Origin of the sequence: Pseudomonas sp. PA1(2017), assembly GCF_001945375.1 — a bacterium.
GTDB lineage: Bacteria > Pseudomonadota > Gammaproteobacteria > Pseudomonadales > Pseudomonadaceae > Aquipseudomonas.
In genome coordinates, this window is sequence record NZ_MSXU01000001.1 from 211,255 (window position 1) to 236,077 (window position 24,823).

General features: G+C 64.2%; 20 protein-coding genes. 8 read left to right on the forward strand and 12 right to left on the reverse strand.

Going from position 1 to position 24,823, the window contains the following annotated elements; translation table 11 throughout:
• Window positions 1-20 precede the first annotated feature (20 nt).
• A complete protein-coding gene (gene rnk / locus BVH01_RS00960) occupies window positions 21-428 on the forward strand; it encodes a nucleoside diphosphate kinase regulator (RefSeq protein WP_075928541.1) in 408 nt (135 codons plus the stop codon).
• A 621-nt stretch (window positions 429-1,049) separates the two neighbouring features.
• Here rnk and BVH01_RS00965 read toward each other — a convergent pair.
• From BVH01_RS00965 to BVH01_RS01005, 9 genes are all read right to left on the reverse strand, one after another.
• Window positions 1,050-2,741 carry an ABC transporter ATP-binding protein/permease gene (locus tag BVH01_RS00965; RefSeq protein ID WP_075928542.1) on the reverse strand — a complete coding sequence of 564 codons (1,692 nt, stop codon included), beginning with the start codon at window positions 2,739-2,741 and terminating at the stop codon, window positions 1,050-1,052.
• Window positions 2,738-5,527, reverse strand: coding sequence for a M16 family metallopeptidase (locus BVH01_RS00970; protein WP_075928543.1), 2,790 nt, complete (start codon window positions 5,525-5,527; stop codon window positions 2,738-2,740). The genes BVH01_RS00965 and BVH01_RS00970 overlap by 4 nt, the downstream gene beginning before the upstream one ends.
• A gap of 14 nt (window positions 5,528-5,541) precedes the next feature.
• The gene (locus tag BVH01_RS00975) at window positions 5,542-8,394 is read right to left on the reverse strand and encodes a TonB-dependent receptor (protein ID WP_083659403.1); all 2,853 of its coding nucleotides are present in this window, start codon (window positions 8,392-8,394) and stop codon (window positions 5,542-5,544) included.
• A 376-nt stretch (window positions 8,395-8,770) separates the two neighbouring features.
• Complete coding sequence (locus BVH01_RS00980; protein ID WP_075928544.1) at window positions 8,771-9,751, reverse strand: FecR domain-containing protein; 981 nt, start codon at window positions 9,749-9,751, stop codon at window positions 8,771-8,773.
• A 90-nt stretch (window positions 9,752-9,841) separates the two neighbouring features.
• Complete coding sequence (locus BVH01_RS00985; RefSeq protein ID WP_075929107.1) at window positions 9,842-10,357, reverse strand: sigma-70 family RNA polymerase sigma factor; 516 nt, start codon at window positions 10,355-10,357, stop codon at window positions 9,842-9,844.
• A gap of 77 nt (window positions 10,358-10,434) precedes the next feature.
• Window positions 10,435-13,284, reverse strand: coding sequence for a class I adenylate cyclase (locus BVH01_RS00990; RefSeq protein ID WP_075928545.1), 2,850 nt, complete (start codon window positions 13,282-13,284; stop codon window positions 10,435-10,437).
• Window positions 13,285-13,390: 106 nt separating this feature from the next.
• Window positions 13,391-13,636, reverse strand: coding sequence for a TIGR02647 family protein (locus BVH01_RS00995; protein ID WP_075928546.1), 246 nt, complete (start codon window positions 13,634-13,636; stop codon window positions 13,391-13,393).
• Entirely contained in the window at window positions 13,626-14,480 is an 855-nt protein-coding gene (locus BVH01_RS01000) for an ABC transporter substrate-binding protein (protein WP_075928547.1), read from the reverse strand. Before BVH01_RS01000 ends, BVH01_RS00995 begins: the two co-directional genes overlap by 11 nt.
• Window positions 14,481-14,559: 79 nt before the next feature.
• Window positions 14,560-14,835: a hypothetical protein gene (locus tag BVH01_RS01005; RefSeq protein ID WP_075928548.1), complete on the reverse strand. Its 276-nt coding sequence runs from the start codon at window positions 14,833-14,835 to the stop codon at window positions 14,560-14,562.
• A 161-nt stretch (window positions 14,836-14,996) separates the two neighbouring features.
• On the opposite strand from BVH01_RS01005, the gene BVH01_RS01010 reads away from it, so the two are divergent.
• On the forward strand, window positions 14,997-15,770 hold the full coding sequence (locus tag BVH01_RS01010) for an IclR family transcriptional regulator (protein ID WP_075928549.1): 774 nt from the start codon (window positions 14,997-14,999) through the stop codon (window positions 15,768-15,770).
• A 59-nt stretch (window positions 15,771-15,829) separates the two neighbouring features.
• Window positions 15,830-16,453, forward strand: a complete 624-nt coding sequence (locus BVH01_RS01015) for a 2-dehydro-3-deoxy-6-phosphogalactonate aldolase (RefSeq protein ID WP_075928550.1) — start codon at window positions 15,830-15,832, stop codon at window positions 16,451-16,453.
• A 27-nt stretch (window positions 16,454-16,480) separates the two neighbouring features.
• On the opposite strand, the gene BVH01_RS01020 is transcribed toward BVH01_RS01015, so the two are convergent.
• Entirely contained in the window at window positions 16,481-16,723 is a 243-nt protein-coding gene (locus tag BVH01_RS01020; protein ID WP_075928551.1) for a DUF4282 domain-containing protein, read from the reverse strand.
• Window positions 16,724-17,045: 322 nt separating this feature from the next.
• The gene (locus tag BVH01_RS01025) at window positions 17,046-17,939 is read right to left on the reverse strand and encodes a LysR family transcriptional regulator (protein WP_075928552.1); all 894 of its coding nucleotides are present in this window, start codon (window positions 17,937-17,939) and stop codon (window positions 17,046-17,048) included.
• 115 nt (window positions 17,940-18,054) lie between these two features.
• On the opposite strand from BVH01_RS01025, the gene BVH01_RS01030 reads away from it, so the two are divergent.
• The 5 genes from BVH01_RS01030 to BVH01_RS01050 all read left to right on the forward strand — a co-directional run bounded on the left by BVH01_RS01030 (window position 18,055) and on the right by BVH01_RS01050 (window position 24,336).
• A complete protein-coding gene (locus BVH01_RS01030; RefSeq protein ID WP_075928553.1) occupies window positions 18,055-19,302 on the forward strand; it encodes a D-amino acid dehydrogenase in 1,248 nt (415 codons plus the stop codon).
• Window positions 19,303-19,328: 26 nt separating this feature from the next.
• Window positions 19,329-19,685 (forward strand): RidA family protein, encoded by a 357-nt coding sequence (locus BVH01_RS01035; protein ID WP_075928554.1) that lies wholly within the window; start codon window positions 19,329-19,331, stop codon window positions 19,683-19,685.
• Window positions 19,686-19,854: 169 nt separating this feature from the next.
• Window positions 19,855-20,835 (forward strand): TAXI family TRAP transporter solute-binding subunit, encoded by a 981-nt coding sequence (locus BVH01_RS01040; RefSeq protein ID WP_075928555.1) that lies wholly within the window; start codon window positions 19,855-19,857, stop codon window positions 20,833-20,835.
• A 134-nt stretch (window positions 20,836-20,969) separates the two neighbouring features.
• Window positions 20,970-23,534 carry a TRAP transporter permease gene (locus BVH01_RS01045; RefSeq protein ID WP_075928556.1) on the forward strand — a complete coding sequence of 855 codons (2,565 nt, stop codon included), beginning with the start codon at window positions 20,970-20,972 and terminating at the stop codon, window positions 23,532-23,534.
• 136 nt (window positions 23,535-23,670) lie between these two features.
• The gene (locus tag BVH01_RS01050) at window positions 23,671-24,336 is read left to right on the forward strand and encodes a glutathione S-transferase (RefSeq protein WP_075928557.1); all 666 of its coding nucleotides are present in this window, start codon (window positions 23,671-23,673) and stop codon (window positions 24,334-24,336) included.
• Here the strand turns inward: BVH01_RS01050 and BVH01_RS01055 are convergent, their stop codons facing one another.
• Window positions 24,337-24,816 (reverse strand): GNAT family N-acetyltransferase, encoded by a 480-nt coding sequence (locus BVH01_RS01055; protein ID WP_075928558.1) that lies wholly within the window; start codon window positions 24,814-24,816, stop codon window positions 24,337-24,339. It abuts the gene before it with no gap.
• Between the last annotated feature and the right edge of the window lie 7 nt (window positions 24,817-24,823).

Below are 24,823 nucleotides of genomic sequence, written 5' to 3' on the forward strand. Positions count from 1 at the left end.
AAAGGAGATATGCCCGCACCATGGCCAGCACACCGTCCATCACCATTACCCGTCTCGATCTGCAGCGCCTCGAGCAGCTACTCGATGACCTCGATGATTTTGGCCCTACCGCCGAGGCCCTGCAGGCCGAGCTGGATCGCGCCGAAGTGGTCGGTCATGACCAGATTCCGGCCGGCGTGGTGACCATGAATTCGCGCGTGCATTGCCGCGAGGAAGGAAGTGGCAAGGACTACCACCTGACCCTGGTCTATCCCCAGGATGCTGGCGGCGAGGGCAAGGTATCGATCCTCGCCCCGGTGGGCGCAGCCCTGTTGGGCCTGAGCGTCGGCCAGCACATCGACTGGCCGGCTCCAGGCGGCAAGGAACTCAAGCTGACCCTGCTGGCAGTCGAATACCAGCCCGAAGCCGCTGGCGAGTACGCTCGCTGAAGCTGCGCGACTCGGCGCCGGTCCCGCTGCCGAGTCGCTTCTCCGTTGACCGGGTCTCGCACGGCGAGGCCGGCAATCCGCAGTGCCGACGCGCAGCAGACTTTGAACAGGTTCTTAGCGCCTGTTCAAAGTCTTATCTGCGCATGAAGCGGCAACTACAAGGCAGGAGTAGACATTCAGCGATGGCGTAGGAGCGGCTTTAGCCGCGAGCTCTTTACGCCCGACATGCGATGCGTGAACTATGGTTTTCCATCGTTATCGCGTTGCTCATACGTTCGGTTCCGCTCTGACGAGCGGGTTTCTTTTGGCATTGCCCCAAAAGAAACCAAAAGGTCTAGCCCCGACATACGGCCCCAGTTTCGCTGGGATTCCCTCGCTCCATCATCGCTCCGAGGGCACGCCGCAAAGGGCCATCCCTGGCCCATCGCGGCTCTCGCGGCATCCATGCCGCTCAACCCTCTCCACAACGATTCCGCTCGGCCTCCTGAAGGGGCGATTGGTGTCGCCTGCTAATTTTGTCGCATGAGGAGCACCAAAAAAGCAAAGCGGCGGAACGGCCGCTCCCTCCACTTATAGTCGCCAAAGTCGCCGAACCTGAGCTTAAAGATTATAAACAGGCTCTTAGGCCGTGGTCGCGTCCCGCACCAATGGCTTGCATGCGGCCCCACACTCCTGCAAATCGATACTGCGCTCGTACAGGCGTTGCACCGCCGGTTGATGGCTGACGCCGATCAGCGTGCAGCCTGGCAGGCGCTCGCGTAGTCGCATGAGGAGCCCGCAGGCGGCCTGCTCGTCGAGCTGGTTGGTGGCCTCGTCGAGGTACAGGGTATCGGGCCGGTAGAGCAGCGCGCGGGCCACGGCCAGGCGCTGCTGTTCGCCGCCGGAAAGCTCACGCCCCCACTCGGCGTCCCGTTCCAGTTCGCTGGCCAGATGGCCGAGGCCGACATCCTGCAGGGCGCCAATCAATTCCAGGGTGTTCGGCACCTGCGCCGCGGGGTAGGCCAGTGCTTCATCCAGTCGGCCGCTGGCCAGGTAGGGCTTTTGCGGCAGCAGCAGGCTGCGCCCGCCGGGCAGTTGCCAACTGCCACGGTGGTGCGGCCAGAGGCCCATCAGGGTACGCAGCAGGGTGGTCTTGCCCAGGCCGCTGGCGCCGGCCAGGCGCAGCCATTCGCCGGGGCGCGCCTGCAGTGCCAGGCCGCACAGCAGCGGCTCGCCGTTGGGCCGCAGCACGTCCAGCCCGCAGGTGCTGAGGGTTTCACCGTGGTGAAGGTCGATCGGCTGCAGGCGCTCCATGGCCTGCTGGAACTGGCCGAGGCGCTGCACCGTGGCACTCCATTCAGCCAGGTCGCGGTAGGAGAAGATGAACCAGCTCAGCGAGCCCTGGACGGCGGTGAAAGCGCTGCGAATCTGCATCAGCCCGCCGAGGGTGATGGTTTTGGCGAGAAACAGCGGCAGGGCGATAAACACCGGCACGATATTGCTGATACGGCTGTAACCCGCGGTGAAGATCCCCAGCTTCAGTTCCCGGCGCATCAGCCCGCGCCAATTGTCGGCGATGGCCGCAAAGCGCAGCCCCAGACTTTTCCGCTCGGCGCCTTCGCCGGCATACAAAGCAATTTGCTCGGCATGTTCGCGCTTGCGCATCAGGTCGGTACGAAAGGCCGCCTCGCTGCGCTGGCGTTCGTAGTTCAGGCCGTGCAGCGGATGTCCCAGCCAGTGGGTGAGCAGGGTGCCGACGGCGGTGTAGAGCAGCGCGGCCCAAACCAGATAACCGTCGATGGTCAGCGCATGACCGGCGATGGTGAAGGTCTGGGTACCGGACAATTGCCAGAGAATGCTGACGAAGGCACCGATCTGCAGGCTGTTGATAAACAGCGAGACGACGATGCCCACGGTCTTCTCGGTCAACAGGTAGGCGTCCTCGGCGATTCGTTGATCCGGGTGGTCAGGCTCGCCGCCAAGGCCCAGGCGATAGTAGCGGCGCTCGCCCAGCCAGCGTTCCAGTAGATGGTCGTTGAGGTGCTGGCGCCAGTGCAGCACCAACGCCTTGTTGAACCAGTCCTTGGCGACGATGGCGCCGATCAGCACGCCGATGGCAACTGCATACTGGCCCATGAGGCCAAGCAGGGCGCTACCGTCGAAGGTTGCCAGGGTGTCGTAAAAGACTTTGCTCCATTCGTTGATGTACACGTTGACCTGCACCAGGCCGGCGCCCATAGCCAATGCCAGCGCCAGTAGCGCCCAGCCCGACCAGCCGGCGCGGCTGCACCAGAACGGCCTGGCCAGCTTGAAGAACAGTCGCAAGGTATTCACGAGCCGGCGCCCTCGGCGGGTAGTACCTGCATGCGTACTTCGTTGTCCGGCGGGAAGATCTGCCGGGCCAGGCGCTTCATCGCCGCTGTTTCCAGCGCTGCGGGTAACTGCTCCTGTTCGCTGAGGTAACGCGGGTCGCCCCAGGCTCGCTCACTGAGCACCAGCCGATGCAGTTGGGTGGCCGGGTCTTCCCGACGCTGGTTTTCCTTGCGGGCCAGCTCCTGGCGCAGGGCCATCACGCGCTGTTCGGTGACCGCCTCCGGCAGCGCGGCCAGGGTTTCCCGAGCCAGTTGCCAGAGCTCCTCGGCCCGTTGCGGGGCACTGCTGAAATGCAGCTCGCTGTCGATGCGCTGATGCTCCGGGCTCAGTTCGCTGTCGAAACGCAGGCGGTAGATGCCGGTGGCATCGCCACGCAAGCGTTGCTTGAGTTCGGCGTTGGCGATTTCACGCAGGGCGGCAATGCGCGCGGCATCGGCCGGGTTCCAGGTGTGGGGCTTGTAGCTGCTGGCATACAGGCCGGCGCGTGGCTCCAGGGCGATGGCCAGCGAGGTCTGGCGCCGACCGGGCAGGCGCGCCAGTGGCGTGGCGTTCAAGGGTTCGCCCCGCGGGATGGCGGCCAGGTAGCGGCTGACCAGTGCCTGTAGCTCGGCCTCGGGCAGGTCGGCCATCAGGTAATAGGTTACCGGGGCGGCGGCCTGGCGCTGCCAGTCGGCCTCCAGCTGGCTGCGGCGCAACGCGCTCAGCGCCTCGGCAGTGGGTGCCTGCCAGTCGTCCTGGCCCTGCTTCAAGCGTCGCCAGGTAGCGTCCTGCTCGCTGCGCACATTGTCGCGCTGGCGCTGCAACTGATCGCGCAATTGCTCGACGCTGTCGCGATAGGCCTGCTCGTCCAGGGTGGTGCGCATCTGCCGCGTCTGGTAGAGGGCCAGCAGGCTTGCCAGTTGCGGTGGTGCAGCGCTGCCCTGGGCTTGCAGGCGGCTGGCCTGCTGGTCGAAGGACAGTTGCACGCCTTCGCGCTTCGTCCAGGCGCTCAGCTGTTCATCGCTCCAGCCGCTCGGTGCGGTCTGCAGGGCCAACTGGCTGGCGATCTGGGCGCGCCAGGGCAACCCGCCCCGGTAACCAAAGCCGGCATTGGAATCGACACGCAACTGTACCTTGCCGTCGGCGCCGGGGCGGCGCAGCCATACCAGGCGGTCGCCGTTGCTCAGTTGCCAGTGCTCGACCTTTTCTGCAGTGAAGCTGCGCCGCTCGACAATGCGGCCCGCGGGCAAGGCGCTGCTCAGTGTGGGGGCCACGACCTCCGCCTGGGCAGCGGGTGGCAGCGGTGCGGCCAGCCCGGTATCGGCCAGGATCTGCCATTGCTGTAGCACGCTGGCGGCCGTGGGCAGTTCCAGTTCCATGCCACCCGGCGCGCTGAGCTGCAGCACCCGATCCGGGCTAGCCAGCCAGCTGCGGATGCGCTGCTGCAGGTCGTCTGCGTCGATGGTGTCCAGGTTGCTTAGAGTGATGCGGGCGATGGCTGCGGGTTCCTGCAGCACCCGCTCGGCAAGGGTCGCGTCATTGAGCTGGCGCACCCAGCCATCGAAGTCACGTGGTGCCGGATCGCTCAGCATGCGTTCGGCGATGCGCCGGATATCGTCCTTCACGGCCTGCACGTCGTCCTCGTGCAGCGGATGGCGGTCGATCCGCTGCAGCTCGCGCAGCAACGTCTGCAGCGACTGCTCGTGGTGCTGCCCCTTGACCGCGGCGGCCACGGCCAGCACGCCGCTGCGCCGGCCGATCTGGGTCTTCACGGCGGTAAGGCTGCCAGTCTGGGTTTCATCCAATGGCTGGCGGCGCAACTGACGCGACAGCACGCTGAGGGCCAAGCGGTCGATCAGCCGGTCTCGGCTGGCGGCGCGGGTCTGTTCGCGACTGTCGAGCTGGCTGAAGCGAAACAGCAGGGCAACCTGGTTGCTGCCGCTCTGGCTGTCCTGTACGCGAAACACCTTCAGCCTGTCGTCCAGTGGCAGCTCCAGGTGCTCGCGACTCGGCACGTCGCCGCGTTGGGGCTTGGCGAACGCCTGCTCGATCTGCGCGATCAGCTGCTGCGGCTCGAAGTCGCCAACGACGTTCAGCACCATGTTGTTAGGCAGGTACCAGCGCTGCTGAAAGGCCTGCAGCGCCTCCAGTTGCGCCTGCTCGATGGCCTTGCGGTTGCCGATGGTGCGGTGCGCGGGGTAACGCGAGCCGGTGCGCTGGGCAGCGGTGCGCTTGGCGTTCATGCGCTGGGCCACACCCAGGCCGCCGCGCCATTCCTCAATGACGATGGGACGCTCGCGTTGCAGGTCCTCCGCGGTGAAGTCGGCGGCGAAGGCCATGTTGGCCAGGGTCTGTAGCGCCAGCTCGCTGCTCTCGACTCCATTGGGCGGGCTGAGCAGGTATTGGGTGCGGTCGTAGCTGGTCACTGCATTGAAATGCCGGCCCTGCTGCCAGCCGGATTTTTGCAGGCGCTGGCGCACATCGAGCGGTTCAACGCCGTGGCTGTAGAAGGCCAGGTGCTCGAGCAGATGGGCGACGCCAACCTGATCGTCGGCCTCGTCCACCGAGCCGGCGTGCACCGTCAGGCGCATATCCAGCCGGCCTTTTTGCTCATCGACGGGGATCAGGTTGTAGCGCAGGCCATTGGGCAGCTCGCCACGAATGACCATTGGGTGCCACTGCAGCGGCGTATCGCCGTCGGGCAGGGACGCACAGGCACCGAGCAGCAGCGCTGCCAGTGCCGTGAAGAGCGATTTCACGGGATGCATGGGCGCGTGCCTTCTTAGAATTGGTAGCCGACTTCGAGCCAGTATTGGCGGCCCATTTCGTACTTGTAGCCAGAGCTGCTGTAAATTTCGGCTACTTCATCCAGGACGTTCTTCACATCCACGGCAATGAAGGCTGACTGGTCGCGCACCACCGGAATGTCCCATTTGGCGCGTAGGTCCCAGGTGAATGCCGCGTTGACCTCGCCGAAGTTGTAATTGTCGTAGGTGGTTCCCCCAACCTCGATGGTCCCGTCTGCCACGATCTGCTCATACCCGGCTCGGTAGCGCAGGAAGTTGCTTAGCGTCATGTTCACCTGCGGTACGTGGGTGATGGTGGTAACCCGCGCCGTCCAAGGGCGGTTGAAGTTGGCTGCCGGCAATTGGCTGTAGCGCATGAGCTGACCGTCGTACATCACCAGTTCGTCGTTCAGTTCATCGCGTGAGAACGAAACGTCGTAATTGGAGTTGAACGTGCTTTGGGTGCGTGTCCAGTCGGCAGCGAACTGTACGTTGGAGCGAGTGCCGAGCAGGCGAAACTCCGCGTCCGGCGTGATCGTCAGCGAAACCGCATCGGTCTCGCTGCTACCAGCGTTGGTGTACACGGTGTAGGTGCTGCTTTCATTGACGCCATCACCGCTTGGCAGGCCGAGGTTAACCCCCTGGGTCCTGACCACCAGATCGCGGCCTTCACGGCGCACGTACTTGAGTGCGAAGGTGGTATCTAGCCAGCGTTGGGCGATACCGACCATCCATTCGTCGTTGTAGGGGATATCGATCTTGCGGAACGAGCTGCTATCGGCAACCCCTCTGGTGATCGCACCGAACTCGCTGACAGCATTACCTGTCGCGACCGGCCGTGACTGACGATATTCCAGGGATTCACGGCCATCTGCCAGGCGATACTTGAACATGGTTCTCCCGTAGTAGCGGTTGAAGCCTGTCGTCAGTACCGTGCTTGAGTCGCCGAACAGGTCGTAGTCGGCGGAGAACCGCGGAGCGATGGTCTTCTGTTCCATGTAGTCATCGCCATCGAGGCGAATGCCAGGGCGCAACTGCAGGCGCCCCCACTGCATACGATCCTGCAGGAACAGGGCGTAGCGTTTCTCGTCCATGGATATTTCCCCGGCGTTATAGTGCGTCAGGCTACGGAAATACTGGCGGGTAAGAACGCCCGATACGTTGGTGCCGATGGAGCAATACTCGCTATCGAGTTCTCCGTTCGAGAAGTTGCAGCTGTTGGTGCCGGCTGGCGCTGTGCTCAAGGCGGCGGCGGTCGTTGCGCTTTCGGGGCGCTTGTAATTGGCTTGTTGATAGGCCAGTTCCAGGCCGGCCTGGAAATTGTGCTCGACCCCCAGCGCCTGGATCGGCTCCCAATCGGTTTTGAAGGTGTAGGTCATGCTTTTCTGGCGTTGTTCGATATCGCCGAAGCTGCCCTCGCGGCTCAGGCTCGTGTTGCTGAGCGGGTTACCCCAGTTCTTCTCGCTCGACCATCGCCATTGCTTGCTGACGTTGCTGTCGCTGTCTCGCGAGCTTTGCAGATCGGTGTATGCAAGGTTGTGGGTGTAGGTCGCGTTATTGCCGAACCAGGTGGCTTTGACGGATGCCTGTTGGCCACCTTGAAGCAGGACAAAGTCGGAGTTCTTGGCGTTTTCGCGGAAGTACTCGCTTTCCTGAGGGGCGTGGGTGAGCGATACGTCGAGTTGCAGGCGGTCATTGACCTGCCAGTAGGTCTTGAGAAGGAAGTTGTCGATTTGCCGCGTCTGGTCTTTCTTGCTGGTATCGCCTGCGCTGTTGAAATCATTGCTGTAGGCATTCAGCGGGATAGTGGAGTGCTTGCGCGAGAAATTGAAAAGAGCCCCGAAATTTTCGGTGAGATGACCTTCCAATGTTCCCCTGAGGGTCCATTTGTCGAACTCGGGCTGTTCCTGAGCCGTGGTGGAGTTTTCGAATCCCTCACGGTCTTCGTCATTGATGTGATAGTTGGCCCAGGCCGAACGGCTCATGCTGGCTGACAGCTTGCCGTGCAGCTCCTGTGTCGGGCGCCGGGTGATCGCGTTGATGACGCCGCCATTGAAGCCGCCATATTCGGCCGGTACGTTGCTGTCGTAGACCCTCACTTCTTCGAGCAGGTCGGCATCCAGCGCAATTCCATGGCTGCGGCTGGGGGTGCCCCTGGCATCGGCGATGGTGTTCCAGTCGTGACGGCCCGGATCGATGTCATTGTTGATCCCCACGCCGTCGATCATGAAGCTGTTCTGATAGAACTCGGCGCCGTTGATGCTGATATCGGCAGGGTCGATTTCGCCGGGTGTGCTCGAGCTTTGCTGAGTGTTGCTGAATTGCACGCTGGGGTGCATCTGCAACAGTGTGGTGATATCGCCGTTGGCGCCGGGAAAGGCTTCGATGGCCCGTCGATCCACCACCGTTTCGCCCATGAAGCTCTGGCTGGCTGCAGCGAGCACGACAGTATTACCCAGCTCCATCACATCCTGCTGGCTGGCCACCTGAAAGAACGTCAGCAGTTCCTGCTGATAGTCCCAACCGATGTCGCTGCCTTCCAGCAAGCGCGACAGCGCCTGTTCACTGCTCATCTGTCCTTTGATCGCCTTGCTGCGCAGGTGGCCGACCAACTGCTGGTCGGCGCTGACTTGCAGGCCGCTCTGCTGGGCGAAGGCGATCAGGGCGTCGGCCAGGGGCTGGGCGGGAACGTCGAAGGTATGCTGTTGCTGCAATAACGCGCTGGAGGCGTCTTGCGCCATGGCCGTGCTGACGCCGATTGGCAGCGCGCTGCACAGGCCGAGCAGGCCCAGGCTGATGGCTTTGCCCAGTGTCCTGGCGTGTATGGCGGGATGCGACTGCTTGTTCATACCTTCCCCGAACGGGCCAGAGGCCCAGCTAAAAGCTAATACGAATCCGTATCGATTCGTGTTCGAGGCAATGACGTACCGGTGCTGAAAATTTTCAGAGAAATTCGAATTATTTTTTCGAGATCAGAAAAAGCCGCTCGAAAGCGGCTCAGGGCTAGGGTCATTTCCCGCGCAACCTAGGCGGCCCCACCCGAAGGGCCGGGCCGGTTTTTGCGCGATGCGGCGTTACTCGATGGCTCATTTGGCCTGCCAAACCGCGCATCTGTGTGACCCACATGGATGTGGGAAATGCCGCAAGCGCGCCGGGAGCGGGCGCGGCCCTTGCCTCGCGCAAAAACTGGCTCCGGCGCGGCCGTGCGTGAAACGGGAACAGACCCTAGCGGTCGACGACTCGCAGCCAGGCCGTCCAGGTGCTGACTCGCCCCTGGTAGGGCTGGATGACGGCGCGCAGGGCGGCATCCGGATTGCGCAGATCGTAGACGCCGGTGACGCGCCTGTCGCCCAGCTCAGCGTCGCGCAGCGCCAGCTTGCCAGGCAGGTAAGGGCGCAACTCGTCGAGCACCTCGGCGATGCGGGCGTCGCGCACCACCAGTCGGCCTTGCTGCCAGGCGGCTATCTGGCTGACCGGGAGCGTATCGCGCACTACCTTGCCGCTGCCGCGCCACCGCAGTCGGTCGCCTGCATGCAGTGCTTCGGCCAAGGTCTCGCTGCCCTCGGCCACACGCACTGAGCCGTGCTGCACGGCGACGGCCAACTGGCTGGGCCGCATGGCCACGTTGAACGCGGTGCCGGTGACGGTGATCTGCAGGCCGTCCGCGTCGACCGTGAAGGGGCGGCTCTTGTCCGGGGTTACCTCGAAGAACGCCTGGCCGCTGAGCAGGCGCACCTCGCGGCGGTTGCCGTCGAACGCCACGGCGATCGCCGAACGGCTGTCGAGCCGTACGCGGCTGCCATCGTCCAGTTCGATGCTGCGCTGCTGGCCAAGGCCGGTGCGGTAATCGCTCTGGTAGCGCAGGTAGGCGTCGGGGGTCATCAGGATCAGCAAACAGGCGGCCAGCGAGCCCGCCAACAGGGCTGGCCAGCGACGTCGGCGTGGGCGATGCGGGCGCACAGCGGGAGCCGCTGCTGCCGCGAGCTCGGCGGCCGTTGCGCGGGGGCGTTCGATGGCCGGCGCGCTTGTCGCTGCCTGGGCCATGCCGGTCAGCTGCCAGACCCGCTGGGCCTTGCGGTAGGCCTCCACATGGCGGCTGTCGATGGCCAGCCAGGCGGCCAGCTCGGTACGCAGCGCGGCATCCTCGGGGCTCTGCTGGATGCGTAGCAGCCAGTCCAGTGCGGTGTGGGTGAGGTTGCCGGTCATGGTCGTTTCGGATCGTCCTGAAAGGTGGGCAAGGGTCGCACACACGTGCCCCTACGAGCAAAGGACGGTTCAGCCGCGCAGATTTTCAGATCAGCCATTGGCCTGCTCCAGGCGGTCGGCGCAATGACACAACGCCTGGTGCACCAACTGGTGGGCCAGGCCGACGGAAATGTTCAGGGTGGCGGCGATGTGCTGCAGGGTGTGGCCTTCCAGCCGATGCATCTCGAAAGCGCGCTGCACCCGGGGCGCCAGCTCTGCCAGAGCGGCGTTGACGATACGCAGTTCGGCGCTGGTGCTGGCTTGCTGCTCGGGCCCTGGCTTGTCGTCGGAGAGCGTCTCGAGCAAGTCATCGCCATCGGGTTGGCGTCGCTCGGTGGCGTCGCGGCGGCTCAGGTCGAATGCCAGGTTACGGACGATCCGGTAGAGATAGCCGACTGGCTGCTCGATCACGGCGTCGACGCTGTCGCGGCTGCTGAAGCGCAGCCAGGCTTCCTGCACGACGTCTTCAGCCTGGGCGCGGCAACTGAGCAGCGAGGCAGCGTAGTCCACCAGGGCGAGCCGATGAACGAGGTACAGGTCGAGTTTGGGATTGGGTGTCGAAGGCACGATTGGCACTGCCGCAAGCCGTGCACAGCGGACGTGCTACAGCGAGCGGGCATGGTAGCTCATTATGAGAATTGTTATCAATAAGGTCTGGGTGCGCTCAATGCGCCGTTTAGCGCTTCCTCGAGGCTGGCCTTGTAGCGCAGGTAATGAACCACCGACGGCTGCCGGTCGCCGAGTAGCGCGGAAAGGTCGAGGTCGGTGATATAGCACGGATACGGTTGCTGCTCGCTGCGCTGGGCGAGGATGTGCCGGGCCACGTTGGCGAACAGCTGCTCGCCGTGTTCGAGTTCGGAAAACTCCCGATGGTTGCAGAACAGGCTGATGTAGGCACGCGGGCCGTTGCCCGGCTCGACGATGGCCTGAACGTCATAGAACGGCAGGCTGGCTTCGCTCAGCGGCGCCGGCCTTGGCTCCAGGCGCTGCGCACGCAGCGGGGCGGCCGGCAGCAGTTGGTTGTAGAGGATTTCCAGCGGTTGTTGTGGGGCTTCGAGGGCCTGGGCGGCGTCGCGCCGGTACAGCAGCGATTGCAGGAAGCGGTGCAGCGGCGTGAGCAGGCTGGTTTCGTTATGAAATGGCGCCTGGCTGCGCCACAGCGCGCCGCATTCGTCGAGCACGCTGATCTGTGCCAGGCCTTCCGTTTCGTGCAGGCGGTAGAACACTTGGATGCACGCCGGGCGTCCGGCTTCGAGAATCAGCGCCAGGTCGTCGCCTTCCAGCGCGTTGCGGTCCAGGCGCAGCGGGCTGTACTCGGCGCGATCCTGGGCGAGGTGTTCGAGCAGCGCGGGCAGATCCTCCAGCGTGCTATGCCGGACGTTGCCGGGTGACAGGTCGAGCAGGTGGTAGCGGCGGGCGATCTGCAGCAGGTAGCGCGGCCGCTCGCCGCCGTCGAGGCAGTCGATCAGCTCGTCCAGAAGGCCCTCGATGCGCTCGACGATGGTCGCGGCGCGGTTGCGGCAATAGCAGAACACGCGCAGCCCCGCTCGCTCACCGCGAGCGGGGCGTGCATTGAGCACGTCGCTCAGGCAGTCGAGCAGGGCGGTGGCGCCTTCGTAACGTTCGACCAGCAGCTCGTTCCAGCTGTTGAGGGTGATGCGATCCAGGGTCAGCACCAGGTTGTCGCGCACGCCCGAATAGCCCAGCGGATCGGTGCGCTCGCTGGTCATGTGCACGTTCATCTGGCTGTGCTGCTTGAGCGGGTCGATGCCGACGTTGACCAGCAGCAATTCCTCGACAGGCCTGCGCGGTCGCGCCAGGGCCGCCTCGCTCACACTCGTCAGCGGCATCGGCAGGGCCTGGGCCAGGCAGCCGAGCAACTGGCTGAGTTCGAACTCGGTGAGATCGCTGTCGCCCGGGTGCAGCGACAGGTGCGTACCGCTGTCGATCACGCCATTGCGATGGCTCCAGGCGAGCAGTTCGACCAGGCCACGGGCCTGGCGCAATGGCGCGAAATCGTGCCACTCCTGGGCGCCCAGGCTGCCGTTGTAAAGCGCCCAGCGCTCGCCCTTGGGGGTGGGGTTATGCACCAGGGTCAGGGTATCTTCACCCAGGTCCGGGGCGATGCCCGGGTTGATGAACTCCACCTTGCCCGCCCGGCGTTCGAAGGCGGCGTAAAGGCGCCGGCCCAGCACGGCCAGGTCGCGGCTGTCGGCCGCCACGCCATCGGGGCGATTGCGCGCGAACATCGACAGGAAGCGATAGCTGTAGTTGAGTTCGTTGACCAGCGCCTGGCGTTCGGCGACGACCTGGCGGACCTTCCACTGGCTGCGGCTGTCGAGCAGGATCAGTTGGCGCTCGCCCCAGCCCCACTCGCCACTAAGCCGCTCGAGCAGCAGGCGCTGCCAGCTCTTTTCGCGGTGGCGCGGCGGCTTGCTGATCTTCTTGTTGACCTTCAGGTACAGGCAGCGCCTGACCAGTTCCAGGCGCTCGGTTTCGCCGCGCGCCTGCAGGTATTCCTCCAGGCGGCGGTAGATCAGCACGTAGGGATCCAGCTCGTCGAGGTCGAGCAGGCCGTCGTAGACCGACTGTTTGAAGCGTAGCGACAGGCAGCGCACCCGGGGATGCTCGCTGGCGTACACCTCGGTGAGCAGTAACTTGAGCGCCGATTTGTAGGGCGACTCGATGCCCTTGAACAGCTGCCACATGCCGGCGCCGAGAAACTCACCGGCCGGCACGTGGGCCAGGTGGCCGAGGTCGAGCACGTCCTCGGCGCGGATGAAGCGCTTGCTCAGCAAGGCTTCGGTCACATGGGCGTAGCGATGCTCGTCGTTGGCCGGCACCAGCCACCACAGCGGCATGCGTCCGCCCAGCCAGATCGCCGTGCGGTAGAACTCGTCGAGGAGCAGGAAATGCTGGGTGGTGCCGCAGTCGTCCGAGGTCAGTCGTGCCTCACGGGCGCCGCTGCGAAAGCGCTCGGGGTCGATCAAAAAGAAGTGCGCCTCGGTGCCCTGGCTGGCCGCCCAGCTCTGCAACAGGTCGCATTTGCGTTGCAGCGCTTCGCGGGCGCCCGCGTCGAGATCGCCGGCGTGGCAGACCCACAGGTCCATGTCGCTCTGCTCGGCCTGGGCCACGGTGCCCAGGCTGCCCATCAGGAACAGGCCATGGATGGGTGTCGGCGCCGGGGCGCGCGCCGGTTTGTAGGCGAAGGAGCGAGTCAGGCGCTGGGCTTCGGCCAGCAACTCGGGCGAGGGTTCGAAGCCGGCCAGCCCGGCCGGCGTCTGCGTCGAAACATAGCCGGGCAGCAACGGATGATTGACGTGAAACAGCAGCGGCAACAGCGTCAGCACCCGTTGCTGGCGGGTCGACAGGGCCTGCATGGCGCGCTGCTGGCGGCCGTGGTTGATGCGCATGAAGCGCGCGCGCAGCTGCGTCAGCACCTTGCGGTCGATGCCGTCATCGATATCGGGTCGCAGGGGAAGGTGGCGCGTCATGCTCGGGCTCGGCCGGGTGATGAGCAAGCCTACAGGCGCGCGGTGTCTGCTCGCAATGGCCGTTGGAAGAGGACCTGCCGCGTCGTGCGGCAGGCGTGGTCAGCGGTCAGAGCGCTTTGGCGGTGGTGAGGATGGTTCGCAGGCTTTGCGCGTGTTCGGCTGCTTCGTGGCCCAGTCGGGTGAGATAGCCGCCGTCGGGAAGGGTGATCAGACCTTTTTCGTGCAGGCGCCCGGCAGCGGCGACCGCAGAGGATGCGGCATCGTGGTGAATCTTCAGGCCCTCCTGGCCGTTATCCAGATTGAACAGCAAAAGAATTTCCAGTTCGGCGACCAGATCGGCGTTAAAGACCATGGTGACTCCTGCCTGTTGTTGTCGTGCACGGCGTTGGCCGTGGGTCGCGGGGCTGGCCCGCAGGCGAAGTGTAGTCAAGCTGGCGACAGTTCGCCGAAGCGTGCTGCCAGCGCTCGAGAATCTTCTGGTAGCGACCATCCTTGCGCAGGCTGCGCATGCCCTGTTCGAAGCGCTTCAGCAGGTCGGCGGCCGCGGGGTCGCGCCGCGAGAAGCTCAGGTAGAGCGTCGGGCTGTGGAGGGTCTCCAGCGCCACGAACTGTCCTTCCAGTTGCGGGTTCTCGCGAAACAGTGCCTGGGCGGTGCCGCGGTAGGCGGCCACGAAGTCCACCCGGCCATGCTGCAGCATGAGAAAACCGCTGAGGTCGCGCCGCACCGGAATGCGGATCACTTGATGGTCGTTGTCCAGGCGGGCGCCGTATTCGTAGCCGATGGTCACGGCCACCTTGCGGCCAGCAAGATTCTGCGGCTTGCCGTCGAGCGGCGCCGCGTCGCGACGGGCCCAGAGCAGGATGTCGTCACTAAACAGCGGTTCCTTGGGGATCAGGTAGTCGGCGCTGATTCGCTGATCCGGAGCGGTGTTGAAACAGGCTGCCAGCAAGCCTTCCTGAGCCATCTGCATGCAGCGCGAATACGGGTAGGGCACCAGCTCCACAGGCGTGTCACTGGCCGCGAAGGCCGCCTTGACTATATCCACCGACATGCCCTGAATCCTGCCGTCACGGTAGGCAGTGTACGGATACCAGTCGTCCTCGGCACCAATGCGCAGCACGTGCTCGGCCCGCGCGACGGCGCTGAGGGTGAGCAGCAGGAGCAGGCACAGGCTGAGAGATGTGGAAGGGCGCATCCAAGCTGATCCACAGGGGCTTCGGGCAACCATAGTAGCGCCCTGGGCGGGAAAGAAGGCGGTTGGCTGTCGCGGCGCCTCAGGCTTCGTCGGGCAAGGTCGGCAGGGCGCGCAGCAGGCGCTCGTAGTTCTCGGCATCGAAGGGGCGGTCGTCACGCAGCATGGCGTCCACTTCGTGGGCCAGCACCATGGCCATCATCTGTACGCTTTCCTCACGTTCGTGGCCGGTCAGGGTCAGCTTGTTCAGCACCGCCTGTGCGAAGGCCGGTTCGCCGGATTCCAGCTGATTCTCGATGGCCTGAACCAGGGTGTTCTCGGTGAAGGTGTCGTCGTCGTGCTCGTCGGCGCTGCTCATGGGGCGATCCAGGTATCGGGAGAAAGCGCCAGTGTAGACAGGCTGGTCGGTTGCTGACCACGACAATCGTTTTGCTCCAGCTACTCCTGAAATATGGGAGCATGTTCCTCATATTGAGAATTAGCAGTGGCGCGGCTACAGTCGGCTGTCTGGAGAATCGCATGTCCGACCATTACGACAAAAAGGCGCCGGCAGGCGCCCAGGCGCTGTTCCGCGGTCTCGCTGTCATCGACGCCGTCGCCCAGGGTGCCAGCAGCCTGGCCGACATCGGCTCGACCATCGGCTGTACGCGCAGCACCACTCACCGCCTGATCGCCGCCCTGGTGCAGGCCGGTTACCTGCGCGCCCTGGGCGGCAGCAGCGGCGGCTACCAGCTCGGTTCCCGGCTCATCGAACTGGGCTACAAGGCACGCGGGCAAATGCCGCTGGCCAAGCGCGCGCAGCCACATCTCGAGCGACTGGCGCGCCATACCCAGGACACCGTGCACCTGGGCGTGCGTGAAGGCGCCGAGGTGCTGTACATCGACAAGCTACCGGGTAGCCGCGGCCTGGAAATGCGCTCGCGTATTGGCCTGCGCATGCCGCTGGCGCTGACCGGCATCGGCAAGTCGCTGATGCTCGACCTGCCGGAAAGCGAGTGGCTGGCGCTCTATCGGCAGCGGTGTGAGCCCGACGATGGGCTGCCCTGGGAAACTTTCCGCGAGCAGATGCGTGACTATGCCCGTGGCGGGTGCAGTTTCGATCTCGAGGAGAACGAGCTGGGAATTCGCTGCCTCGCTGCGCCCATTCGCGAAGCCGATGGGCAGATCGTTGCCGCCCTGAGCGTTGCCAGTGCCGTGCCCTACATGCCAGAGGTTCGGTTACAGGCTTTGCGTCCCGAGGTGGTCGCCTGCGCGCAGGCCATTTCGGCCGAGCTGGGTTGGCGATCGTCATGAACAACGCGTCTGGCGATCATCGTCGCTCTGGCGCCATCACGCCCCGAGGAGGGCCTGCAATGTCCGATTCGTACCTGCAGCAACTACCGCTGATCGCCATCCTGCGCGGGGTGACGCCCCAGGAAATCGTCCCCGTGGGGCTGGCGCTCCATGAAGCCGGCTTCCGGGTGATCGAGATCCCGCTGAACTCGCCCGACCCGCTGCACAGCATCGGCCTGCTGGCCGCTGAACTGGGCGATCGCGCGCTGATCGGTGCCGGTACCGTGCTCAGCACCGAGCAGGTCGCTGCGGTGGCGCAGGCGGGCGGGCGGCTGGTGGTGTCGCCCAACTGCAACGCGCGGGTGATCCAGGCGAGCCGGAGCGCCGGGCTGTTCTGTGCGCCGGGCGTGGCCACGCCAAGTGAGGGGTTCGCCGCGCTGGAGGCGGGCGCCGATGTGCTCAAGTTGTTCCCGGCCGAGCAGTTCAGCCCGCAGATCGTCAAGGCATGGCGCGCGGTGTTCGCCAAGGACGTCGCGTTGTTGCCGGTGGGCGGTATCACGCCGGCGAACATGGCCGCCTACGTGCAAGCGGGCGCCAGCGGCTTCGGGCTGGGCTCGGCGCTGTACAAACCGGGCATGGGCGTTGGCGAGGTAGCTGACAATGCCGCCGCATTCGTCGCAGCCTGGCAGGCGATCCAGCACTGAGCCGAGTCACCTGCCTTTTGCCTGGGGTCAGGAACGGTTGGCGATCTTCTGCAGGTTCTCGTGGATCTTGAACAGCACGATCATCAGTTCGCAGCCGATCCGCGCGCCAATCACACCGCCGATCAGGGTGCCCAGGCCGCCGAGGAAGCTGCCGTAAGCGCCGAACATCATCGTCAGGCTGCTCACTGCCACGCTGAGCAGCATCAGCCAGTAGACGAACGTGATGATTTTCGGGGTAAGCATCGCATCGAAGAAGAACAGATTCTTCATGGGGTTAACTCCAGTCCATGGGTTGGCAAATGCCCGGTCGCTTGCGCCGCCTGCGACGTCAGGCGGGCGCAGGGTAGCAGTCGTCACGGGCGGCGGCCAGTTGTCCGAAATGATCCTGGCAGGAGGTGACGAGAACTGTCCGCTCGTCAGCGCGTAGGAGTCGATTCCGAGTAGTGTTTTGCTCAGATGAAAATTTTCTCGGGCGACGTGCAGCGCGCATGGGTCGCTCCCAGCCTGCATACAGCATGGCAGCCGTTCCCGATGCGGTGTCGGCGTGGCGGGTGAAAATGAGCCGTGCTGCGCACCTGGTTTCCAGCAAGCCTTACCGCATCAAGTTCGCTGCTTCGTTGCCCAACTCTTCCAGTAACCCTTCCAGCACGTCGCTGCTGCCTTGGTCCGGACGCGTCAACGCGCACAAATTGACCGGCAGTATTGGCCGCAAGGCGCGCACCTGAATCAGCGGGCCTGGGCCATAGGCGGTCAGCGGATCGACCACTGCCAGCCCCATTCCTTCAGCAACCAGCGAGCGTGCCAGCAACCAGGTCTGCACGCGCGCGATCACCTGGGGTGGTTTTGGCGTCTCACTCAGGTGGTGATCGAGCAAGCTGCCCAGTGCGTCACGGGTATCCAGTGCCAGCAACGGCTCGCCGCCCAGTTTCTGGATGTCCAGCGCCTCGTTCAGTTCGTGTGTCGGCCAATGCTCAGGCGGCGCGATCACCACCATATGTCCCTTTGCCAGGGGGCGCATGCTCAGGCCGGCGTGTTTGGGGTCCTGCAGTGTCAACGCGAGGTCGCTCTCGTGCAGCAGCAGGTTTTCCACAAGCTTGGGGGTGTGGTGAGTCGCCAATTCATAAGGCACGCCAGGAAAGCGCTTCATCCAGCGAGGGATAACCTTCGGTAATAGTGATTGGGCCAGGCTTGGCGTGGCCACAATCCGCAAGCTGCGCGCGTTGTGCTGGCGCAGCCCGCCGGCCAAGCGTCGGGCACGTTGCAGCTCTTCGAATACCCGCGCCGTAGAGGGTTCGAGAATGCGCGCTTCCGGGGTCGGCAGCAATTGGCCACGTACCCGTTTGAACAAGGCAAAACCCAACTGAGCTTCAGCGTGTTGTAGCGCCTTACTCGCTGCTGGCTGCGAGACATTGAGCAGGCTGGCGGCGCCAGTCACCGATCCAGTCTGCAGGATCGCCTGGAAGATTTCGATATGGCGCAGGCGCATGGCACATCCTTCAGCTGCATAACCAAAGGCAATACCCTAGCGTCATCTATTCATTGGTTCCAGCCAGCCAGGCGTCATTACAGTCCGGGCATGTTTCATCGTTCGAGGCTGTGATATGTCCAAGCAGGTTGCCATCATCGGCGGTGGCGTTATCGGGATGGCCAGTGCCTATGCGCTGGTTCGGGCCGGGCATCAGGTGACCCTGGTCGAGAGGCAGACGCAGCCCGGCCTGGAAACCAGCTTCGCTAATGGCGGCCAGCTCAGCTATCGCTATGTGTCACCGCTGCCGGACGCCGGCGTGCCGCTCAAGGCCATCGCCTGGATGCTGCAGGGCGCCAGCGCACCGCTACAGCTCCGTCCTCGCCTGTCGTCCGAGCAGTGGCAGTGGTGCCTGAGCTTCCTCGCTGCCTGCCGCCGTTCGGTGAATCGACGCAATGGCGGTCATTTACTGCGCTTGGCGCTCTATAGCCAGGCGGTGCTGCAGCAGTGGCGAGAGCAGGATGGCCTTGACGGCTTTGCCTGGAAGCGCAACGGCAAGCTGGTGGTCTATCGCTCGTCGACCACTTTCGCCGCTGCCGCTGGCAAGATCGCCTCAGGCGATGAGCAACGGGCACTGTCGGTCGACGAGTGCCTGGCGCTGGAGCCCGCGCTCGGCGATGTGGCCGACAAGCTGGCGGGCGGCATCTTCAGCGCCTCCGACGAGACCGCCGACTGTTACCTGTTCTGCCAGGTACTGGAGCAACGCCTGCAAGCCAGCGGCCATTACCGGCGCCTGCACGATCAGGTCACGAATACCCACCGCGAAGGTTCTCGCATCAAGGCATTGAGCCTGGCCAGCGGGTCGGCGTTGGCGGCGGACGAGATCATTCTCGCTGCCGGCAATGGCAGCCAGGCGATCGCCACGCCGCTGGGCATCAAGCTGGGCCTGTACCCGCTGAAGGGTTACAGCCTGTCGCTGCCTGCTGCCAACGGCGCTGGCTGCCCTCGGATCAGCGTGACCGACTTCGATCGCAAGATGGTCTACGCCCGCCTTGGCGGTCAGTTGCGCGTGGCAGCGATGGTCGACATCGGCGCTCGCGACGCCGGCATCGACCCACGGCGCATGCGCGTCCTGCGTGCCCATTGCCAGGACACATTCCCACGCGCGGGTCATTATCCGGATGCGCGCGAGTGGGCCGGCCAGCGCCCGTCCACCGCCACCGGTACGCCGTTGCTCGGCGCCACACCCTACGACAATTTCTGGCTCAACGTCGGCCACGGCAGCCTGGGTTTCACCCTCGCCTGCGCCAGCGGACAGATCCTCGCCGAGCTGATCGGCGGCGCAGCCAGCCCCATCGACCTGACCGGCCTGCGTGCCGGTTGAACCTTGCCCACCCAGAGGAACACCCCATGAGTATCCAGCGTATCGACACCAATCCCCGCCTCAGCGGCGCCGTGGTCCATGGCGGGTTGGTCTACCTGTCCGGCCAGGTGCCCACCGATCGCAGTCTGGACTGCGCCGGGCAGACCCGCGAAGTGCTGGCCAAGATCGACGACCTGTTGGCCCGCGCCGGCACCGACAAGACCCGCCTGCTCAGCGCGCAGATATGGCTGAAAGATATTGCGACAGACTTTACGGCCATCAACGAAGTATGGACCGCCTGGTTGCCGCAAAATGGTGCACCTGCCCGCGCCACCCTACAGGCTCCGCTGGTATCCGCGGATGTCCGGGTGGAAATCATGCTGACCGCCGCCCTCCAGGGCTGACACCGAGACTCCTGGGAGTTTCGTATGCCAACGGCTGCTCATGAAGCAGCAGTACTGAAGGGCAACCGGCGTTGAGCAGGGTTGAGTGGTGTGGCGATAGTCATTGGAGAGGCAAGGCTCGTGGTTTGGGCCGAGTACAACAATCGAGTAGAAGAACAGGACGCATCCCATGAAGAAATTCGCGATTCCCGGTGTAATCACCACCGTGGCAGCGGCGTTGGCCCTGTCCGCCACCAGTTCGCTTAGTCACGCGCAGGAGCGCTTCGTCACCATCGGCACTGGCGGCCAGACAGGCGTCTACTACGTTGCCGGGCAGTCCATCTGTCGCTTCGTCAACCGCCTGGGCACCGACCAGGGCGTGCGTTGCAACGCACCGTCCACCGCTGCCAGCGTGTACAACATCAACGCCCTGCGCACGGGCGAGTTCAACTTTGGTTTCATCCAGTCCGACCACCAGTACAAGGCCATGAACGGCCTGGCGCCGTTCGACAAGCAAGGCCCGATGGAAGAGATGCGCAGCGTGATGTCGATGCAGACCGAGGTGCTGACCATCCTCGCCAGCGTTGCGTCCGGCGTGGAGAGCTTCGATGACCTGGCCGGCAAGCGCGTCAACATCGGCGTACCAGGCTCGGGTAGCCGCGACACCTTCGAAGAGGTCATGCAAGCCAAGGGCTGGACGCGCTCCAGCTTCGCTCTGGCCGCTGAGCTGCGCCCTGCTGAAATGGCATCGGCCATGGCCGATAAACGCCTGGACGTGATGACCTACGTGGTCGGCCACCCCAACGGTGCGATCCAGGAAGGCTTGAGCGTGGTCTCCGGCAAACTGATTCCGGTGCAAGGCCCGGACATCGATAAATTCCTTGAAGAAAAAACCTATTACATCAAGACCGAGGTGCCCGGTGGCCTCTATCCGGGCGTCGACCAGCCGGTACCGTCGCTGGGCGGCAAGGCGCTGCTGGCGGCCAGCAGCAAGACCGATCCGGAGTTGGTCTACCTGGTGGTCAAATCGATCTTCGAAAACTTCGACCGCTTCAAGCGCCTGCACCCGGCCTTCGCCAACCTGGAAGAGAAAGAGATGATCTCCGTCGGCCTGAGTGCACCACTGCACGAAGGTGCCGAGCGTTACTACAAGGAGCGTGGCTGGCTCTGACAGAGCCGCCATCCCGCCTGCTGCGGCCTGCGCCGGGCAGGCGGAGAGACCGCTCGCTGGCGCGAGTGGTGCTCGCGTCACCGAGATTACCGGCCGGTCCTGAAGGGCCGGCCGTTTGATTTGGAGCTGCACCCATGAATCAACAGAGCGCTGCCGAACTCGCTGCCCAGGAAACCGGTGCTCGTTCCCCCGGCGGGGTTATGGCCTGGCTGATCGCTGCTCTTGCCCTGAGCTGGTCGCTGTTCCAGCTATGGCTGGTTTCACCCCTGCCGTTCATTTTCAGTTTTGGCATCTTCAATGATGCCGAAGCCAGAGCCATCCACCTGGCATTCGCCTTGGCCCTGGCCTTTCTGGTCTACCCTGCCTTCAACCGTTCACCGCGCAGCCAGGTGCCTTGGCACGACCTGCTGTTCGCCCTGCTGGCTGGCGCGGCGGTGCTCTACCTGTTCATCTTCTACCGCGAACTCGCTAGCCGGCCAGGCACACCGACCGATCTCGACCTGCTCACCGCGCTGATCGGCATTCCGTTGCTGCTGGAGGCCACCCGGCGCAGCCTTGGCCCTGCGCTGGCGGTGATCGCCCTGGTATTTCTCGTCTACTCCGTCGCCGGCCCCTGGATGCCAGGCATGCTGTCGCATCGCGGTGTGTCCTTGGAAGCGCTGGCCAACCACCAGTGGTTGAGTAGCGAAGGCGTATTCGGCGTCGCATTGGGGGTGTCCACGGCCTTCGTCTTTCTCTTCGTGCTGTTCGGCGCCATGCTCGACCGCGCTGGCGCCGGCCATTACTTCATCCAGCTGGCGTTCTCCATGCTCGGCCACATGCGGGGCGGGCCAGCCAAAGCCTCGGTGATCGGCTCGATGCTGACCAGCCTGATGTCCGGTTCGTCCATCGCCAATGTGGTCACCACCGGCCCCTTCACCATTCCGATGATGAAGAAGGTCGGCTATCCCGGTACCAAGGCCGCCGCCATCGAAGTGGCCGCCTCGACCAATGGCCAGATGATGCCGCCGGTAATGGGCGCTGCGGCCTTCCTGATGATCGAGTATGTCGGCATTCCGTATGTCGAAGTGCTCAAGCACGCCCTGCTGCCAGCGACCATCTCCTACATCACCCTGCTCTGGCTGGTGCACCTGGAGGCCGTCAAGTTGGGCATGGCCGGCCTGCCGCGGCCGACGCCCAAGCCCATTCTGCTGCGTCTGATGACCTTGAGCTTCGGCATCGCCCTGGTCAGCGCCCTGGCTTTGGCCGTGTACTACGGCCTTGGCTGGCTCAAGCCGCTGTTCGGCGACTATGCCAGTTGGGTGATCGCCGGGCTGATCGCCGTCGCCTACCTGGTGCTGATTCGCATTTCTGCCGGGGTCGAACAGCTCGCCGCGGAAGACCCGGAAACCGCCCTGACCCAGTTGCCGGACACTCGCAAGGTGTTCCTCTCCGGCCTGCACTTCCTGCTGCCGATGGTGATCCTGGTCTGGTGCCTGATGGTCGAGCGCCTGTCCCCCGGCCTGTCGGCCTTTTGGGGCGTGCTGTCGCTGATCGCCATCCTCGTCACTCAGCGCCCGCTGCTCAACCTGATGCGCCGCGACCCGCTGCGCCGCGCCGGCACTCTGCGCAATGGTCTGTACGACCTTTACGCCGCACTACAGGCTGGTGCCCGCGGCATGATCGGCATCGGCGTGGCCACCGCCACCGCCGGCATCGTGGTCGGCGCCATCTCGCAGACCGGCGTCGGAATCGTTCTCGCCGACCTGGTGGAAACCCTGTCGATGGGTAACCTGCTGCTGATGCTGGTGCTTACCGGGGTATTTTGCGTGGTGCTGGGCCTCGGCCTGCCGACCACAGCCAACTACATCGTGGTGTCGTCGTTGATGGCACCGGTGATCGTTTCGCTAGGCCAGCAGCATGGTCTAGTGGTGCCGCTGATCGCGGTGCACATGTTCGTTTTCTATTTCGGCTTGCTGGCCGACTCCACGCCTCCGGTGGGGCTTGCCTCGTTCGCGGCAGCGGCGATCGCCAGAGACGACCCGATCAAGACCGGAATCCAGGCTTTCATCTACGACGCACGCAGCATCGTGTGGCCGTTCATGTTCATCTTCAACACTGACCTGTTGCTGATCGACGTGACCGTCACCCAGGGCATAATCACCTTTTTCAGCGCTACGCTGGCGATGCTGGTGTTCGCCTCGGCCACCCAGGGCTGGTTCATCACCCGCAACCGCTGGTTCGAACTGCCGTTGCTGTTACTGATCTCCTTTACCCTGTTCCGCCCGGATTTCTGGCTGGATCGCGTCATCGCGCCTTACCAGGGCGAGCCACCGGCACGTTTCGCCGAAGCGCTGCGCGAGGCTGATCCCGGCGACGATCTGCGCCTGGTAGTGCGTCAGGAAGAAGTGGATGGCAGCACCCGTGACCTGACGGTGATGTTCAAGGTGCCGGACAGCGTGCCCGAAGAGCGGCTGGAGGCCCTGGGCCTGACGTTGTACGAGGAAGGTGAGCGCACCCTGATCGATGCGGTGGGCTTCAGATCGGCAGCCGAGCGCGCCGGCCTGCAGTTCGACCAAGAGGTTCTCGAACTGCAAATGGAAAGCCATCGTCCTCCCAAGGAAATCATGTGGATCCCAGCGGTTCTGCTTCTTGGTCTGTTGGGTTGGCTGCAACTGCGGCGGGCAAAGGCGCAGCAACTGCCGCAGACCCTGTTCTGAGTGAAGGAGACCTCGTGCTGCAGGCCGTGTGAGCAAAGCGAAGCTCGGTCATGCAGCGTTAAGATCCGGCTGTGCTAAGCATCCAGGTGGCGTGTAACCTTACCTGACCGGTCTGCCTACCAGAGGAAACGTATCCATGCTCAGGCTCCATGGTTTTGCCGTCAGCAACTACTACAACATGGTCAAACTCGCCCTGCTGGAGAAGGGTTTGCCGTTCGAGGAAGTGCAGGTCTTCGCCTCCCGCGACGAAGCCTTCCTGGCGATCAGCCCGCGCGGCAAGGTGCCGGTGTTGCAATGCGAGCACGGCTACATCAGTGAAACGTCGGCGATTCTCGAATACATCGAGGCGCTGGGCCAGGGACCGTCGCTGCTGCCCAAGGGGGCCTACGAGCAGGCGCGGGTGCGCGAGCTGGCCAGGCACATCGAGCTGTATATCGAACTGCCGGCGCGCGCCTGTTATGCCCAGGCATTCTTCGGTCTGCAGGTCGACCCGGCGATCCAGGCCAAGACCCGTGAAGAACTGTTGGCCGGTATCGACTCGCTGAAGCGCCTCGGCACCTTCTCGCCCTACGTGGCGGGCGACAGCCTGAGCCTGGCCGACCTGTATTTTCTGTACAGCGTCGACCTTGCTGCCGCCGTGGCTCACAAGGTGTTCGCCATCGACCTGCTGGGCGACTTCCCTCAGGCCAGGGCGCTGCTCGAACGCTTCGCCGAGAACCTCCATGTGCAGCGCATTGCGGCCGACAAGGACGCGTTGATGGGGCCGTTCCTGGCCCACATGAAAGCGCGTTTCGGCGGCTGATCAGCCGGCGGCGAAGCTCGTCAGGGCTTCGCCGGTCAGGCGGTAGCCGATCCACTCGTTCTGCGGCTTGGCGCCGATGGAGTCGTAGAACTCGATGGCCGGCGTGTTCCAGTCCAGCACCGACCATTCGAAGCGACCACAACCGCGCGTCACCGCCAGCTTGGCCAGATGGCGCAGCAGCGCCTTGCCGGCACCGACGCCGCGCTGCTGTGGGGTGACGTAAAGGTCTTCCAGGTACAGGCCGTGCTTGCCCAGCCAGGTCGAGTAATTGAAGAAATACACGGCGTAGCCGATCGGCTCGCCGTTCAGTTCGCAGATCAGCCCGTGGGCCGTGCTGCCTTGACCGAACAGGCTGTTCTCGATGCCGGCGACATCGGTTTTCACCTCGTGCTCGGCCTTCTCGTAGATGGCCAGGTCGGTGATGAAACGCAGGATCAGGGCAGCGTCTTCGCGTACGGCAGGGCGGATGTGGATCGACATGATGGTC

Excerpts from the sequence above, each read along its gene's own strand:
- BVH01_RS01015 (WP_075928550.1), top strand. The coding sequence starts at position 15,830 with ATGTCCGATTCGTACCTGCAGCAACTACCGCTGATCGCCATCCTGCGC.
- BVH01_RS01000 (WP_075928547.1), bottom strand. The coding sequence starts at position 14,480 with ATGCGCCCTTCCACATCTCTCAGCCTGTGCCTGCTCCTGCTGCTCACC.
- BVH01_RS01055 (WP_075928558.1), bottom strand. The coding sequence starts at position 24,816 with ATGTCGATCCACATCCGCCCTGCCGTACGCGAAGACGCTGCCCTGATC.
- BVH01_RS00990 (WP_075928545.1), bottom strand. The coding sequence starts at position 13,284 with ATGACGCGCCACCTTCCCCTGCGACCCGATATCGATGACGGCATCGAC.
- BVH01_RS01020 (WP_075928551.1), bottom strand. The coding sequence starts at position 16,723 with ATGAAGAATCTGTTCTTCTTCGATGCGATGCTTACCCCGAAAATCATC.
- BVH01_RS01025 (WP_075928552.1), bottom strand. The coding sequence starts at position 17,939 with ATGCGCCTGCGCCATATCGAAATCTTCCAGGCGATCCTGCAGACTGGA.
- BVH01_RS01050 (WP_075928557.1), top strand. The coding sequence starts at position 23,671 with ATGCTCAGGCTCCATGGTTTTGCCGTCAGCAACTACTACAACATGGTC.
- BVH01_RS01035 (WP_075928554.1), top strand. The coding sequence starts at position 19,329 with ATGAGTATCCAGCGTATCGACACCAATCCCCGCCTCAGCGGCGCCGTG.
- BVH01_RS01005 (WP_075928548.1), bottom strand. The coding sequence starts at position 14,835 with ATGAGCAGCGCCGACGAGCACGACGACGACACCTTCACCGAGAACACC.
- BVH01_RS01010 (WP_075928549.1), top strand. The coding sequence starts at position 14,997 with ATGTCCGACCATTACGACAAAAAGGCGCCGGCAGGCGCCCAGGCGCTG.
- rnk (WP_075928541.1), top strand. The coding sequence starts at position 21 with ATGGCCAGCACACCGTCCATCACCATTACCCGTCTCGATCTGCAGCGC.
- BVH01_RS00970 (WP_075928543.1), bottom strand. The coding sequence starts at position 5,527 with ATGCATCCCGTGAAATCGCTCTTCACGGCACTGGCAGCGCTGCTGCTC.
- BVH01_RS00975 (WP_083659403.1), bottom strand. The coding sequence starts at position 8,394 with ATGAACAAGCAGTCGCATCCCGCCATACACGCCAGGACACTGGGCAAA.
- BVH01_RS00980 (WP_075928544.1), bottom strand. The coding sequence starts at position 9,751 with ATGACCGGCAACCTCACCCACACCGCACTGGACTGGCTGCTACGCATC.
- BVH01_RS00995 (WP_075928546.1), bottom strand. The coding sequence starts at position 13,636 with ATGGTCTTTAACGCCGATCTGGTCGCCGAACTGGAAATTCTTTTGCTG.
- BVH01_RS01040 (WP_075928555.1), top strand. The coding sequence starts at position 19,855 with ATGAAGAAATTCGCGATTCCCGGTGTAATCACCACCGTGGCAGCGGCG.
- BVH01_RS01045 (WP_075928556.1), top strand. The coding sequence starts at position 20,970 with ATGAATCAACAGAGCGCTGCCGAACTCGCTGCCCAGGAAACCGGTGCT.
- BVH01_RS01030 (WP_075928553.1), top strand. The coding sequence starts at position 18,055 with ATGTCCAAGCAGGTTGCCATCATCGGCGGTGGCGTTATCGGGATGGCC.